We start from the raw sequence: 14,562 nt of genomic DNA on the forward strand, positions 1-14,562 counted from the left end.
CGAGGAGAACCGAAATGGCAATGAATCAGAACCGGGCATGGGCAGAGATCGATCTGTCCGCTCTGGAACATAATTTTGACGTCATCCAAAAACATGCAGGCCGTCCGGTGCTGTGCATCGTCAAGGCAAACGCGTACGGACACGGCGCAGTGCCGGTCGCACACTGTCTGGAACGGCGCGGTGCGGCGTACTTTGGCGTCGCAACCGGTGACGAGGCACTCGAGCTGCGCGCGGCAGGTATCCGCACGCCGATTCTTATTTTGGGCTATGTCGATGTCATTGATATGCCAGCCATCGTGCGCCATGAGATCACCGTCCCGGTCTACGACCGTGAGACCGCCGAGTTGTTCTCGCAGGCGGCTGTCGCAGAGGGCAAGCCGATCAAGGTACATTTTGCGCTGGACACCGGCATGTCCCGTCTGGGCTTCCAGGCAAACCGCACCCAGCAGACCATCGACGAGCTGCTGGAGATCGCCAAGCTGCCCGGCATCGAGGTCGGCGGTGCGTTTACGCACTTCGCGGTTGCGGATACGGCAGCGCCCGAGGACATCGAATTCACTCACAAGCAGCTCGATCTGTTCCGTAAGGTCTGCGACGGTCTGGAACAGGCCGGTCTGCCGCTGCCTATCAAGCATTGTGCCAACAGCGGCGGTGTTGTGCAGTATGCCGACAGCTATCTGGACATGGTGCGCGCGGGCATCATCCTGTACGGCTACCAGCCCGACCCGGCAAATCCGGTGCGCATCAACGTCCGTCCGGTCATGACGGTCAAGACCCACATCGTGCAGGTGCGTGAGCTGGAAAAGGATCGTCTGGTCAGCTACGGCTGCACCTACCGCACCGAGGAGACCATCCGTGAGGCGGTTGTCGCCATCGGCTACGCCGACGGTTATCTGCGTGCCTGCTCGGGCCGTGCGGCTGTTGTCGTGGACGGACAGGCCGTTCCGGTCATCGGACGTGTGTGCATGGATATGCTCATGGTGCGCCTGCCTGAGGGCGTGAAGGCGGCACGCGGCGACGTTGTGACCGTATTCGGTGACGCGGCAGTGACCGCAGACACCCTCGCAGAAGCGGCGGGAACGATCTCTTACGAGGTACTGTGCGCGGTGTCGCACCGCATCCCGCGTGTGTACTTATAAGACACCTAAAAAATTCCGGTTTGGTACGGTTATATCTGCCTCCGATGCGGGGAAAATAGGAGTACAAAGTCCTATTGAGAAAACGGAGGTTGAACAGCGTGGAACATAAAGTCAAACGCGGAGATATTTACTATGCTGATCTCAGTCCGGTGGTCGGCAGTGAGCAGGGCGGTATCCGGCCGGTACTTATTGTCCAGAATGACGTGGGCAACCGATACAGCCCGACCGTCATCGCAGCCGCCATCACCTCGCAGGTCAACAAGGCAAAAATGCCCACACATATCTCGCTCGGTGCGCGCTCGTTCGGACTGACCAAGGATTCGGTCGTCCTGATGGAGCAGATCCGCACACTGGACAAAAAGCGTCTGCGCGAGAAAATGGGTACACTGGACGCAGATCACATGCGGCGGATCGATCAGGCACTGGCGGTCAGCTTTGGACTGGGCGCATCGGGTGCGCCGCAGGGATAAACAGACAACGGAGTGAATGGGATGAAGATAAAACAACAGAGATTTATCACCTCGACGGCAGCCGTGCTCATGGTCTGCCTGCTGGTGTCGGGTTATTTCGCGGTGGCGCAGTCCGGGTCATCGGACGATCCGCTGGTGACGCAGAGCTATCTGGATGCGGTCATCACGCCCAAGGCCATGCAGACGGCTGAGAACGCGGCAAACGCACAGGCCAATACCCTGTCGGCACGCATCAATGAACTGTCGCAGAAGCTCAACGAGAGCATCACAGCGGCAGCGGCAGCGGTTGCGTCGGATGAGACCTTTTTAAAGCGTGTGTCGGCCGCAGGCGGCGGCACGGCGGCGGACAGCGGCACTTGGCGGTCGCTGACCCTGTCGGCGGGACAGAAGGTCTATCTCGCAGCCGGGGCAGAGGTCGTACTGCGCAGCGGTGCGGCGACCTGTGTCGAGAGCGGCGGCCGTGGACTGGTCAACCTGTCCGAGGTGGGTGAGCTGTCCGAGGGCGAGGCGCTTGACCTGTACGCCCTGTACACGGCGACGACCCAGTCGGCGGGCTTGCAGGCGACCGAGCGCACCAAGGTGCTGATCTCGGGCGATTATTCGGTGGCATAAAAAGAACGGTAAGCGCGTATCTATGAGAAGTAGATACGCGCTTTTTGTGTGCGCGGAAAGGGGAGGGCGGCGCATGGAGGTATCGTACCGAGGACAGACGGTGGGACAGATACAGGTCGAGGTGCAGAGTGACGGCGTGCGCTTTGTGGCCGAATGCCGGGTGCAGACCGATGACATCTTGCGGCTGTACGGTCTGCGGGACGGCTGTGCGCCGCTGCGCATCGATGTGGCTGAACCGGTGGGGGACAGTCTGCGCGTCCAGCGCACGCTGTCGTGGTATGCGCTGCGCACGGCAGGATACACCGCAGACAGCCTGCCCACGCGCTACGTGCTGGATGCCGGGGACGGCAGCGGATTGGCAGAAAGCCAACCTGCTGTGACTGGGGATGCCAAGCTGGACGCACTGATTATGAGCGGTGTGGTGCGCTGCCAGCCGGAAGCCGGAGGGTTCTGCATACAGGCCCCTTTTGCCGCAGGGTGGGCATGTCCGTTGGCCTTTGCTCTGACAGCCTGCACGGTTACAGACGGACAGGCGGTTTTGCATGTACGCCGCAAGTCTGTCCCTTTTCAAGCAGAGCGGCAGATGGTAGAATAGGAGGACAGAACAGAAAGAAAAGGAGGAGCCTCCGTGAAACATGCAATGGATCACCCGATCACACCGGCATTTTTGCTGCGCTTTACGCTGCCATCCATCGTTATGATGATTGTACTGTCCATGTACACTGTGGTCGACGGTACACTGGTGTCGCATCTGGTCGGAACCGAGGCGTTTTCAGCCATCAATGTTGTGTATCCCATTCTGGGTGTTGTGGTTGCACTGGGCACCATGTTCGGAACGGGTACGACCGCGATTGTCTCGCGCAAACTGGGACAGGGCGACCAGAAGGGAGCAAATGAGATTTTCTCCTTCGTCCTGTCGGTCACCATCGTCATCGGCATTGCCTTTGCCGCTCTGGTGCTCATTTTCCTGCGGCCGATCATCCGCATGCTGGGTGCCAATGACGTGCTGTTCCCGTACTGCTACGGTTACGCATTCCCGGTCGTTTGCTTTCTGCCCATGAGCATGCTGCAAATCCAGTTCCAGACCCTGATCGTGGCCGCAGGCAAGCCGCAGATCGGATTGATTCTGACAGTCGGCAGTGGCATCGTCAATGTCGTGCTCGATCTGGTGTTTATGGGCGTCTTTGGATGGGGTATCTCTGGCGCAGCCATCGCGACTGGAATCGGTTTCTGCATTCCGGCGATTTTCGGCCTGTGCTATTTCCGCTTTTACTCCAAGGCAGCTTTTCGTCTGGTGCGTCCGACCCGCAACTGGAAGCAGCTGGCGCACGCGGCGGCAAACGGATCGTCCGAGATGGTCAGCTATTTATCCGAGAGCGTGACCACCTTCTTGTTTAACATCACCATGATGCGCCTGCTGGGACAGGACGGCGTGGCCGCGGTCGCGATCGTGCTATACTTGGACTTCGTGCTGGTCGCGGTCAGTCTAGGCTATGCGATGGGCGTTGCACCGCTTATCAGCTACAACTACGGAAAAGGGGACAAGGCCAATATTCGCAAGACTTTCCGTCTGAGCGTGCTGTTATGCCTGTGTGTCGGTATTTGTATGACGCTGGGTACACGTTTGTTCGGCGGTACGCTAGCAACCGTGTTTACACCGGCAGGCAGCGCGGTGTATGTGCTTGCGGTCGAGGGCTTGCGCTGCTACGGCCTGAGCTACCTGTGTAAGGGATGCAACCTGTTTGCTTCGGCATTGTTCACCGCCTTCGGCAATGGACGCGTCTCGGCGTTCCTGTCTTTCCTGCGCACGCTGTTCTTCCTGTCGGGCAGTATCATCCTCATGGCAGCGCTGTTTGGCGTGACGGGCGTATGGTTTGCCGCACCGATTGCCGAGGGATTGGCGCTTTGCGTGTCCATTTTCTGCGTGTGGCGCTATCGATGGATATACCCGTATGGCGGATGAGCAGCGGAAATGCACGAAAGTTGTACAATATAACAAAAACGTGCGCGAAAATTTTGGAGAATATTTGGTTATATAGCGCTTGCAAAAAGAAAAAGACATGATATAATAATAACCGTAGTCAGGAGGCGTCCGGAGCCCCTTGAATCGGATGCGTGCCAACTCCTGACCATCCCCCTCTTTGATATGCTCCCACTGTATGAACGCGTGGGAACATGTTCTACCCCCTGAATCATCCTCAAATTCTAAAATCCTTGTGACAAAGCCACCGGTTTGCCCGGTGGCTTTGTTCGTCTTTGTCAGGTCTTTCACAATGGGGAATCGATTGCATCTTACTGTCTATTTTGAGACTGCACCGTGCATAGATGCTGCACACGGCTGCAAAGACTTTGTTGCAAATTTAACAGATGAATGCTTGTTTCTCACAAAGAATTTTACCATTTGGTCAAAAATCACTTTACATGCCTGCGGGAACGCGGTATACTGGGAAAAACAGGTCAGAGCGAGAGGGAGAGATGGGCGATATGATCGAGCGTTTACAGCACTGTGCCCTGTTTGCAGGGATTACACAGCAGGAAATAGAGGCTTTGCTCGGCTGTCTGCGGCCGGTGCGCCGTACCTATCCGAAGGATGCGGTGATCTGGCATGAGGGCGAGCGGGTACAGAGTGTGGGACTGGTGCTGAGCGGCCGAGCGGTCATCCTGCGCGATGACTTCTGGGGCAATCGGAGTATTTTGGGCGAGTCTGCTGCGGGCGACTTGTTCGGAGAATCCTACGCCTGCGCACCCGGCGCACCGCTCACCGTGAGCGTTATTGCAGCCGAGGATTGTGAGGTGCTCTTCATCAACATTGCGCAGGCGCTGACCATGTGCACCCACGTTTGTGCATTCCATGTGCGTCTGGTCAACAACCTCATGCACATTCTTGCAGGCAAAAATCTGATGCTTTCCCGCAAGATCGATCACCTTTCCCGACGCACGACCCGAGAGAAACTGCTCGCTTATCTGTCCGATCAGGCCGAAGCGCAGGGCAGTTCCAGTTTTGATATTCCGTTTAACCGCCAGGAGCTGGCCGACTACCTGTCTGTTGACCGCAGCGCCCTGTCTCAGGTGCTCAGCTGTATGAAACGGGAAGGACTGCTGGATTTCCAGCGCAGTCATTTTACGCTGTTCACCGACCGATCAGAGTCCTGATTGTGCCGGTGTTCTGTTTATCACAACGAGAATGGAGAGAAAATATTTTAGAGCGAAAGGGGAAATCTTTGGCTTATGAGCAGAATGTACATCGAGACGCCCAGCCGCGCACAGACCGTGGTGGAAGGGCTCTACCGTGACGTAGAACGCCGCATTGCCGCCAGCCCTCCGGGACTGTGTCCGGTCGACATGGCGCTCTCTTTCCTGCGTCTGTGCCACGCGCAAACCTGCGGCAAGTGTTCGCCCTGCCGTATCGGTCTGGGACAGCTGACCCGGCTGGTCGAGTCGGTACTCGACGGTGAGGCAAACCTCGAAACCATCAACCTGATCGAAAAGACCGCGCGCGTCATTGCCGCTTCGTCCGACTGCGCCATTGGCGCCGAGGCAGCCGAGATGGTGCTGCGCGGCGTGCAGGGCTTCCGAGAGGATTACGTTGAGCACGTGGTCAATCATCGCTGTATCACCGGACTGACTCAGCCGGTGCCCTGTGTCTCTCTGTGTCCGGCAGGTGTGGATATTCCGGGCTATATCGCGCTCATCAACGAAAAGCGCTACGCCGACGCGGTACGCCTCATTCGTAAGGACAATCCGTTCCCGAGCACTTGTGCATTCGTCTGTGAGCATCCCTGTGAGGCAAGATGCCGCCGCAGCATGGTGGACGCGCCGATCAACATTTGCGGTCTCAAGCGCTACGCAGTCGAGCACGCGGGTGTGGTTCCGGCTCCGGCCTGCGCACCCTCGACGGGCAAACGCATCGCAGTTATCGGCGGCGGCCCGGGCGGTCTGTCCGCAGCGTATTTCCTGTCGCTGATGGGCCATCAGGTTGTCGTCTATGACCGTTTGGAAAAACTCGGCGGCATGCTGCGCTACGGCATTCCCGATTACCGTTTGCCGCAGGCAGTGCTCGATGCCGACATTGACTGCATTCTGTCCACCGGTGTCGAGGTACATACCGGTGTGAGCATTGGCGAAGATATCTCCTTTGAGCGTCTGGAAGATGAATTTGACGCAATTTATCTGTCCATCGGCGCACAGAACGATAAAAAGATTGGCATTCCGGGTGAGGACAGCACGGGTGTGCTATCGGCAGTCGAACTGCTGCGTGCGACCGGCAGCGGAAAAGCACCCGACTTTACCGGCAAACATGTCGTCGTCATCGGCGGCGGCAACGTCTCCATGGACGCAACCCGTACCGCGCGCCGTCTGGGCGCGGCTTCAGTTACCTGTATGTACCGCCGCCGCGTGGAGGACATGACCGCGCTGGCCGACGAGATTGCCGAGGCAGCCGAGGAAGGCTGCGAGATCATGCCGCTTCAGGCACCGGTTGCCATTGAAGCCGACGAACAGGGCAACGTCTGCGCGATTGTCACCCGTCCCCAGCAGATCGGCCCGGTGGGCAAGGACGGCCGTCCGCGTCCGGTGAATGCCGGTCTGCCCGACCTGCACACGCCCTGCGACATCGTTGTTGTGGCCATCGGTCAGGGCATCGACTCCAAGACCTTCGAGGAGGCTGGTATCCCGACTGTGCGCGGTGCGATCTCGGCGCTGCCCGACTCCTTCGTTAAGGAAAAGTCCAAGGTCTTTGCCGGCGGCGACGCAGTCACCGGCCCTGCAACCGTCATTCGCGCTGTTGCTGCCGGCAAGGTCGCGGCGGCGAACATCGACGCATTCCTGGGCTTCCATCACGAGATCAGTGCAGACGTGACCGTTCCGCCTGCTCGTCTGACCAACACCCCGGCCTGCGGCCGCGTACAGCCCGGATGCCGTCCGGCAGCCGAGCGCGTGTGTGATTTTGAGCTGGCATCTCTCGGCATGACCGAGGGCGAGGCGATGCAGGAATCCTCGCGTTGCCTGCGATGCGATCACTTTGGCTACGGCAATTTCAAGGGAGGGAGACAGGAAAGATGGTAAACGTAACGATCAACGGAATCACCGTATCCGTGCCCGAAGGCACGACCATCAAGGCAGCGGCGGCGCAGGCCGGGATCGTCATTCCCACCCTGTGCTACCTCAAGGACTTAAACGAGATCGGCGCATGCCGTGTGTGCTGCGTCGAGGTCGAGGGCGAGCGCCGTATGGTGACCGCCTGCAACAACCCTGTGCGTGAGGGCATGGTCGTACATACCAACTCGCCCCGCGCTCGTGAGACCAGAAGAGTTAACGTTGAGCTGATTCTGTCCCAGCATGACTGCCACTGCGCAACCTGTGTGCGCTCGGGTAACTGCAAATTGCAGGAACTGGCGAATGATCTGGGCATTCTGGTCAATCCCTACGAGGAAGACCTGCCGCACGGCATCCACGCCATGTGGACGACTACCTTCCCACTGTACCGCGATGCCAAGAAGTGCATCAAGTGTATGCGCTGCGTGCAGGTATGTGAGAAAATGCAGTCACTCGGCATTTGGGAGCTGACCGGTTCGGGCGGCCGCTCGACCATCGACGTATCGTATAACCGCCGCATCAAGGATGCCGACTGTGCCCTGTGCGGCCAGTGCATCACCCATTGCCCGGTCGGTGCGCTGCGCGAGCGCGACGACGTACAGCGCGCGCTGGACGCGCTGGCTGATCCGGATATCGTGACCGTTGTCCAGATTGCACCGGCTGTGCGTGCAGCTTGGGGCGAAGCCTTTGGTCTGGCACCCGAGCAGGCGACGGTCGCACGTCTGACCGCAGCGCTGCGCCGGATGGGCTTTGACTATATCTTTGATACCACGTTCTCGGCTGACCTGACCATCATGGAGGAGAGCGCAGAATTCCTCGAGCGCCTCAAGAGCGGCGCACTGCGCAACGGTCCCATGTTTACTTCGTGCTGTCCCGGTTGGGTGCGCTTCCTCAAGTCGCAGTATCCCGACATGACCGCACTTCTGTCCTCGGCAAAGTCGCCGCAGCAGATGTTCGGCGCGACGGCCAAGACTTGGTTTGCTAAGAAGATCGGCGTTGATCCCAAGAAGCTGTTCTGCATCTCCATCATGCCTTGTCTGGCGAAAAAGTCCGAGTGCGATCTCAGCACCATGCAGAATGAGGATTATGGCAAGGACGTCGATTTGGTACTGACCACACGTGAGGTCGACCGCATGCTGCGTGCCGATCAGATCAACGTCAAAAATCTGCCCGAGGAGGCGTGCGACTCGCCGCTCGGCACGGGCACCGGTGCGGGTGTGATCTTTGGCGCGACCGGTGGTGTTATGGAAGCTGCCCTGCGTACCGCTTATTATATGGTCACTGGTGAGAACCCGCCTGCCGATGCTTTCCGCGACGTGCGCGGTGACAAGGGCTGGCGTGAAGCCGATTTTGACATCGCAGGCACGCCCATTCATGTCGCAGTGGTCAGCGGACTGGGCAATACCCGCAGACTGATCGAGGCCATGCGTGAAAAGCGCGTCCGATATGACTTTGTCGAGGTCATGGCATGTCCGGGCGGCTGCGCGGGCGGCGGTGGTCAGCCCATCCACGACGGCGAAGAACTGGCATACAGCCGTGGCTCGGTGCTGTACGGATTGGACGAGGTCGCAAACCTGCGTTTCTCACATGAAAACCCTGATGTGCAGGCGCTCTATCGCGAGTACCTGGGACAGCCGCTGTCCGAACTGGCCGAGACGCTGCTGCACACCGAGCACAGCGGCTGGTTCATGCCGACCCATCCCGACTATAACAAGCGCTAATCGATTACTTCTACTTCCTATCAAAAAGGAGTGTCGCACGAGATTGTGCGGCACTCCTTTTGCGTTTACTTATATTTATCTTGTACAGACGGGGGGTAGAGACTGTCAAAGTCGTAGTTTGCCATGAGTGAACGCAGATGGCTTGCCATCGCCTCGACACCCGAAGCGTCAAGCGGCGGATTGTCGGCCATATAGTCGACAATGTAGCGGTTGACCTCGCTGCGGTAGTGCACCATGTCGGTGTAATTGTCGTAGTTGGTGGTAATGGCGTTCTGGTCGATGAAGCTGTAAAACTTGACGTTTCCCTTATCCTTATATCGGTTGGCTGTATCGTAGAGCAGGAACATCATGGCGTCAATCTGACCCTGACGCTTGATGCTGTCAAAGTACAGCGTCGAGTACGGCGGGAAATAGAGGTAGAAGGTGGTCTCGGGGTGACCGTCCACCCACTTATCAATGATTTCCAGATTCTTGCGCAGGTCTTCGTTAAAGACATGGCGGTCGTACTGGAATCCGATATCCTTGGGACGCTCGTAAGACGCGATGGCGACATCCAGGCCGTACTTGGTGCTTTCGGTCTCCCAGACAAAGGCCTCGTCCAGATCGGTATGGGTTCCGGTCAGCGTGGCCAGGACGGTCTGCGCACACGACTCGAGCAGGATATCTTTATTCAGCAGATACTGGATATCGTTGAGCGGGTTGAAGTCGTAGAGATAGGTGGGCATGGACTCGCTGTCCTGCGGGTCGGCAGCCAGCAGACGGGGGTCGAGACTCCAGTAAACGCGCTCAATGTCGTGGGTGGCGTAGATGGTTTCGAGTGCGATGTCAAAGTCTGCGAATGTACCGCCTGGATAGCTGACTTTGAGCGTTTTTCCGCCGAAGCGCTCGTCAAACCAGCTTGCACGGAAGTTGGAGGTGACCGACGAGCCGATGCACACCGAATCATAGTCCTGATTTTTAATCAGACCGGCATTCTGATAGCGTTCATTGGTGTAGGTCGCTTCGATGCCGGGCAGGGGAAGGTGATACTGGAACGCCGGGTCGAGCACAAGTACGGTCGCGGCGGACAGCAAAAGCAGGCCGACGACCACACCGATCAGGCGAAGGACATACTTTCGATACATGGTTGGCCTCCTTTAGAAATTGAAGTACAGGAAGGTGCTCACTCCGGTGAAGGACAGGATTGCCCAGACAAGCAGAATGGACGATACGGCCAGCTGGATGCCGGACGGCTGGAAGCGCTCGCCAAGAGTGCGGTCGAGTGCGTTGCGCGGCATGAGGCAGAGCACGAGCGACAGAACCAGGAAAAAGACGGTTGCGGTCAGACCGAGCGTCTCACTTTGCAGGCCGAGCACCTGATTGACGACCTTGAGTTCGGTGGTCATAAAGCAGGAATATAAGGTATAGGGCAGGCGTGTCCAGCCGGAGAAGAACTTGGACAGGAAGGTCAGCGCCGCGGTCAGGCTGGGTGCACGGAAGAAGACCCATGCGATATTGACAAACAGGAAGGTGATGAACCAGCCGAGCGGACGGGGCAGACGCTTGTCGGTGTAGCGGTCACGAATCTTGGACAGCGTCAGCGCCAGACCGTGCAGACCGCCCCAGATAATGAACGTCCAGCTTGCGCCGTGCCACAGACCGGATACCAGAAAGACAACCAAGGTGTTAATGCAGGTGCGCACAAATCCGCGGCGCGAACCGCCGAGCGGGATGTACAGATAGCGGGTGAAAAAGCGGGTCATGGTCATATGCCAGGTCTTCCAGAATGCGGTGATCGAGCACGAACGATAGGGAGAATCGAAGTTGCGCGGGAGATCCAGACCGATCATGCGGGCGGCACCGGTGGCGATATCGCAATAGCCGGAGAAATCAAAGCAGAGCTGGAAGGTGTAGGACAGCATGGCGACCAGTGCGGTCGAGGTGGACAGACTGCCGACATCGGTCCAGGCGGCACTCACTGCCTTGCCGAGCGTGTCAGCCAGCAAAACTTTTTTAGCCAGACCGTAGCTGACCAGCGTCAGTCCGCGTGCGATGTTCTCCCAATCCAGCGTGCGGCGCTTGGGGTCACGCAGCTGCGGGATGATCTCGCTGTGAAATGCGATCGGGCCGCTCGTGACATAGGGGAAGAAGGAGACAAAGAGCGCGTATTCATCTAATGTATAGCGCTCGGCCTTGCCCTGATAGGCGTCGACCAGATAGGCGACCTGCTGGAAGGTGAAAAAACTGATGCCGAGCGGGAGCAGCAGGGACACCGGGCCGATGGTGGTACCGGTGAGGCTGGACACGTTCTCGAGCACAAAGTTTGTGTACTTGAGCACACCCAGCGTGCCAAGGTTCAAGATCAGTCCAAAAACCAGCAGCGGCTTTTTGGGCGATTGGGTCAGTCGGCGTCCGATGAGCCAGTTGACCACAGCGCTGACGAGCAGGACGATAAGACCGCGCACGTCATTTGCGGCGTAGAACCACAGGGACAGTGCCAACAGAAAGAGCGTGCCCAGACGCGGCGTGCCGCGCTTTGCGCAAAAATACCAGCCTGCGGTACACAGCGGCAGAAAAATCAGCATGAATAAATAAGAATTGAATAACATGATCTCCTCCGGCGCGTATTTTACAGAATATTTCTCATTATATCATAAAACTGGGTGCAGGGATAGGTTTTTGTGCATGCATACGGTGAGGAAAAGAATACAACGAATGAATATTTATACAGAAAAAATGCGGTTTCCGGAAAAAAGCCAGGGATGTTTGTAAAAAACGCCGATTTTGACCGGAAATTCCTTGTAAAAACTGTCTCTTTGGCGGTAAAACTTGTGCAAAAAGCGGTTGCAATTTATGTAAATGGGTGTATAATAATACTCGATCAAACATTGAGGATGTTATCAAGGAGGAAAATACAATGAAGAAGAAGTTAGCAGCACTGCTCGCAATGTCCCTGCTGGCAACCGGCGCACTGACTGCTTGCGGCGGCAGCGAGACCCCGGCTGAGGACAGCACCGCAGACCAGACCCAGACCGAGGGCACCGAGGCAAACACCAGCGCTGAGGGCGGCACCCTGCGCATGGGTACCAACGCAACTTTCCCGCCCTACGAGACTGTAGACGAGAACAACAACGTTGTTGGTATCGACGCTGACATTGCAAAGGCAGTTGCAGATAAGCTGGGCAAGGAGCTCGAGATCGTCAACATGGAGTTTGACTCCCTGATTCCGGCACTGGGCGCAGATCAGATCGATATCGTTCTGGCTGGCATGACCGTAACCCCCGAGCGTCAGGAGCAGGTTGACTTCACCGAGTCTTACGCAACCGGTATCCAGTCCATCATCGTTCCGGAAGATTCCGCCATTGCAACCGTTGAGGATCTGGCAGACAAGACCGTAGGCGTACAGACCGGCACCACCGGCGACATCTACTGCACCGGCGACCTGGGTGAGGAGCATGTACAGCGTTTTGAGTCCGGTGTTGTTGCAACCCAGGCTCTGGTAAACGGTCAGATCGATGCAGTTGTTATCGATAACGAGCCGGCAAAGGCTTACGTTGAGGCAAACCAGGGGCTGAAGATTCTGGACACCGAGTACGCTGTTGAGGATTACGCAGCAGCTGTCAAGAAGGGTAACACCGAGCTGCTCGATCAGGTCAACTCCGCTCTGGAAGAGCTCAAGGCTGACGGCACCATCGACGAGATCATTGCAAACTACATCCACGAGTAATTTGCACAAAAATAGCAGCAAAAACAAGGGACGGCTCATGCCGCCCCTTGTTCCGTCCCTTAACATTTCCCGGAAATAGAAAAAAGGAGGTATGAATCGGTGGGATTTGTAACGTTTGCAGATTGGGTAACGACCATGCCCGCTTGGGTGCAGGGATTGCCTGAGGGTCTGCAAAATATCATCTATCAGATTTTTCAGACATTTGTCTTTGAAGACCGCTGGCGCGTATTCTGGCTCAATGGCCTGAAGACGACCTTCATCATTGCGCTCGGCGCATTGATTTTGGGCATTGTTGTCGGTATTCTCATTGCGGTTGTGCGTTCGGCGCACGACTCCAAGCGCACCCGTCCGGGTGTTGTACTCCGCGTGCTCAATGCAGTGTGCAAGCTGTACCTGACGGTCATTCGTGGTACCCCTGTCATGGTTCAGCTCTTGCTGATGGGCTTTGTTATCATGGTGCCCAAGCTGGGTTCGGCTGAGGCAACCGTCTGCGCGGTCATTACGTTCGGTATCAACTCGGGCGCTTACGTTGCCGAGATCGTCCGTTCGGGTATCATGTCTGTCGATCAGGGACAGATGGAGGCCGGCCGTTCGCTCGGTCTGAACTATGTCCAGACCATGCGCTACATCATCGTACCGCAGGCAATCAAGAACATTCTGCCCGCACTGGGCAACGAGATGATTACCCTGGTTAAGGAGACCTCGGTTGTTATGGTCATCTCGGTACAGGATCTGACTCAGGCAGCAAAGGTTATTGCCAGCAAGACCTATCTGCCGCTGGTACCGTACATCAGCCTTGCGCTGATCTATCTGGTCATCGTTCTGATTATGACCAAGTTGCTGGCAATCTTTGAGAGGAGGCTGCGCGAAAGTGATCGACGTTAAAAAGCTGGAAAAAGCCTATGGTTCGCACTGCGTGCTCAAGGGCATCGACGAGCACATCGAAAAGGGCGAAAAGGTCGTTATCATCGGGCCGTCTGGTTCGGGTAAGTCGACCTTCCTGCGCTGCCTGAACCTGCTCGAGCAGCCGACCGGTGGTACCATCACTTTTGAAGGTGTTGATATCACCGACCCCAAGAACGATATCAACAAGATGCGTCAGAAGATGGGCATGGTGTTCCAGCAGTTCAACCTGTTCCCGCACCTGACCGTTAAGGAAAACATCAAGCTGGCACCGGTTAAACTGGGTCTGATGAGCCAGGAAGAAGCGGACAAGCGTGCACTCGAGCTGCTCGCGCGTGTCGGCCTGCCTGACAAGGCGAATGCTTACCCCAAGCAGTTGTCCGGTGGTCAGCAGCAGCGTATCGCGATCGCGCGTGCGCTGGCAATGAACCCTGACGTGATGCTGTTTGACGAGCCGACTTCGGCACTCGACCCGGAAATGGTCGGTGAGGTTCTGAACCTGATGAAGGAGCTCGCAGACGAGGGCATGACCATGGTTGTTGTTACCCATGAGATGGGCTTTGCGCGTTCGGTTGCAACCCGTGTCCTGTTCATGGACGGCGGCGTGATTGCAGAGCAGAACGACCCCGAGACCTTCTTCCAAAATCCTCAGCACCCCAGACTCAAGGAATTCCTGTCCCAGGTGCTCTAATTTTTCTTCTTGTATTGATAGACCGCGCTTCGAGTTATCGGAGCGTGGTTTTTTTTATGAATGTGCGAAAGTGAAGGGGAAATTGATGCGTCATGTTGCATAAAAGGATTTGAAGAATATATACAAATTGACAATTTACGAGAAGAGAGCGAAGAGGTAAAATCTAATCAAAGAAAAACTTAGAAACAAACATGGCGGGCAGGCCTTTGATCGCATACTGTGTGAG

At 56.8% G+C, this 14,562-nt stretch carries 14 protein-coding genes; 12 read left to right on the forward strand and 2 right to left on the reverse strand.

Going from position 1 to position 14,562, the window contains the following annotated elements:
* Positions 1–14 precede the first annotated feature (14 nt).
* The 8 genes from alr (at position 15) to B5D52_RS02160 (ending at position 9,036) form a co-directional block, all read left to right on the forward strand.
* Positions 15–1,139: an alanine racemase gene (gene alr, locus B5D52_RS02125; protein ID WP_016147596.1), complete on the forward strand. Its 1,125-nt coding sequence runs from the start codon at positions 15–17 to the stop codon at positions 1,137–1,139.
* 98 nt (positions 1,140–1,237) lie between these two features.
* A complete protein-coding gene (locus B5D52_RS02130) occupies positions 1,238–1,609 on the forward strand; it encodes a type II toxin-antitoxin system PemK/MazF family toxin (protein WP_016147595.1) in 372 nt (123 codons plus the stop codon).
* Between the two features lie 21 nt (positions 1,610–1,630).
* Entirely contained in the window at positions 1,631–2,221 is a 591-nt protein-coding gene (locus B5D52_RS02135) for a hypothetical protein (protein ID WP_016147594.1), read from the forward strand.
* Positions 2,222–2,294: 73 nt separating this feature from the next.
* Positions 2,295–2,816, forward strand: coding sequence for a hypothetical protein (locus B5D52_RS02140; RefSeq protein WP_016147593.1), 522 nt, complete (start codon positions 2,295–2,297; stop codon positions 2,814–2,816).
* A gap of 33 nt (positions 2,817–2,849) precedes the next feature.
* Positions 2,850–4,184 (forward strand): MATE family efflux transporter, encoded by a 1,335-nt coding sequence (locus B5D52_RS02145; protein WP_016147592.1) that lies wholly within the window; start codon positions 2,850–2,852, stop codon positions 4,182–4,184.
* A gap of 521 nt (positions 4,185–4,705) precedes the next feature.
* Positions 4,706–5,374: a Crp/Fnr family transcriptional regulator gene (locus B5D52_RS02150; protein WP_196801226.1), complete on the forward strand. Its 669-nt coding sequence runs from the start codon at positions 4,706–4,708 to the stop codon at positions 5,372–5,374.
* Between the two features lie 75 nt (positions 5,375–5,449).
* On the forward strand, positions 5,450–7,285 hold the full coding sequence (locus B5D52_RS02155) for an NAD(P)-binding protein (protein WP_016147590.1): 1,836 nt from the start codon (positions 5,450–5,452) through the stop codon (positions 7,283–7,285).
* Complete coding sequence (locus B5D52_RS02160; RefSeq protein WP_016147589.1) at positions 7,279–9,036, forward strand: [FeFe] hydrogenase, group A; 1,758 nt, start codon at positions 7,279–7,281, stop codon at positions 9,034–9,036. Before B5D52_RS02155 ends, B5D52_RS02160 begins: the two co-directional genes overlap by 7 nt.
* 65 nt (positions 9,037–9,101) lie before the next feature.
* On the opposite strand, the gene B5D52_RS02165 is transcribed toward B5D52_RS02160, so the two are convergent.
* Together B5D52_RS02165 and B5D52_RS02170 are read right to left on the reverse strand one after the other, a co-directional pair.
* Positions 9,102–10,160, reverse strand: coding sequence for a phosphoheptose isomerase family protein (locus B5D52_RS02165; RefSeq protein ID WP_016147588.1), 1,059 nt, complete (start codon positions 10,158–10,160; stop codon positions 9,102–9,104).
* A 12-nt stretch (positions 10,161–10,172) separates the two neighbouring features.
* Entirely contained in the window at positions 10,173–11,600 is a 1,428-nt protein-coding gene (locus tag B5D52_RS02170) for an MBOAT family O-acyltransferase (protein ID WP_178139587.1), read from the reverse strand.
* Between the two features lie 96 nt (positions 11,601–11,696).
* Here B5D52_RS02170 and B5D52_RS15855 point away from each other — a divergent pair, with 96 nt between their 5' ends.
* The 4 genes from B5D52_RS15855 to B5D52_RS02185 all read left to right on the forward strand — a co-directional run bounded on the left by B5D52_RS15855 (position 11,697) and on the right by B5D52_RS02185 (position 14,336).
* Positions 11,697–11,936: a hypothetical protein gene (locus tag B5D52_RS15855; protein ID WP_087370216.1), complete on the forward strand. Its 240-nt coding sequence runs from the start codon at positions 11,697–11,699 to the stop codon at positions 11,934–11,936.
* Positions 11,933–12,742 (forward strand): basic amino acid ABC transporter substrate-binding protein, encoded by an 810-nt coding sequence (locus B5D52_RS02175; RefSeq protein WP_016147586.1) that lies wholly within the window; start codon positions 11,933–11,935, stop codon positions 12,740–12,742. The genes B5D52_RS15855 and B5D52_RS02175 overlap by 4 nt, the downstream gene beginning before the upstream one ends.
* Before the next feature lie 99 nt (positions 12,743–12,841).
* Positions 12,842–13,627, forward strand: coding sequence for an amino acid ABC transporter permease (locus B5D52_RS02180; RefSeq protein ID WP_016147585.1), 786 nt, complete (start codon positions 12,842–12,844; stop codon positions 13,625–13,627).
* A complete protein-coding gene (locus B5D52_RS02185; RefSeq protein ID WP_016147584.1) occupies positions 13,614–14,336 on the forward strand; it encodes an amino acid ABC transporter ATP-binding protein in 723 nt (240 codons plus the stop codon). Before B5D52_RS02180 ends, B5D52_RS02185 begins: the two co-directional genes overlap by 14 nt.
* The last annotated feature ends 226 nt before the right edge of the window (positions 14,337–14,562 follow it).

It is taken from the genome of Butyricicoccus pullicaecorum DSM 23266 (assembly GCF_900167005.1).
Classification (GTDB): Bacteria; Bacillota; Clostridia; order Oscillospirales; family Butyricicoccaceae; genus Butyricicoccus; species Butyricicoccus pullicaecorum.

Excerpts from the sequence above, each read along its gene's own strand:
- B5D52_RS02170 (WP_178139587.1), bottom strand. The coding sequence starts at position 11,600 with ATGCTGATTTTTCTGCCGCTGTGTACCGCAGGCTGGTATTTTTGCGCA.
- B5D52_RS02165 (WP_016147588.1), bottom strand. The coding sequence starts at position 10,160 with ATGTATCGAAAGTATGTCCTTCGCCTGATCGGTGTGGTCGTCGGCCTG.
- B5D52_RS02175 (WP_016147586.1), top strand. The coding sequence starts at position 11,933 with ATGAAGAAGAAGTTAGCAGCACTGCTCGCAATGTCCCTGCTGGCAACC.
- alr (WP_016147596.1), top strand. The coding sequence starts at position 15 with ATGGCAATGAATCAGAACCGGGCATGGGCAGAGATCGATCTGTCCGCT.
- B5D52_RS02150 (WP_196801226.1), top strand. The coding sequence starts at position 4,706 with ATGATCGAGCGTTTACAGCACTGTGCCCTGTTTGCAGGGATTACACAG.
- B5D52_RS02155 (WP_016147590.1), top strand. The coding sequence starts at position 5,450 with ATGAGCAGAATGTACATCGAGACGCCCAGCCGCGCACAGACCGTGGTG.
- B5D52_RS02140 (WP_016147593.1), top strand. The coding sequence starts at position 2,295 with ATGGAGGTATCGTACCGAGGACAGACGGTGGGACAGATACAGGTCGAG.
- B5D52_RS02160 (WP_016147589.1), top strand. The coding sequence starts at position 7,279 with ATGGTAAACGTAACGATCAACGGAATCACCGTATCCGTGCCCGAAGGC.
- B5D52_RS02135 (WP_016147594.1), top strand. The coding sequence starts at position 1,631 with ATGAAGATAAAACAACAGAGATTTATCACCTCGACGGCAGCCGTGCTC.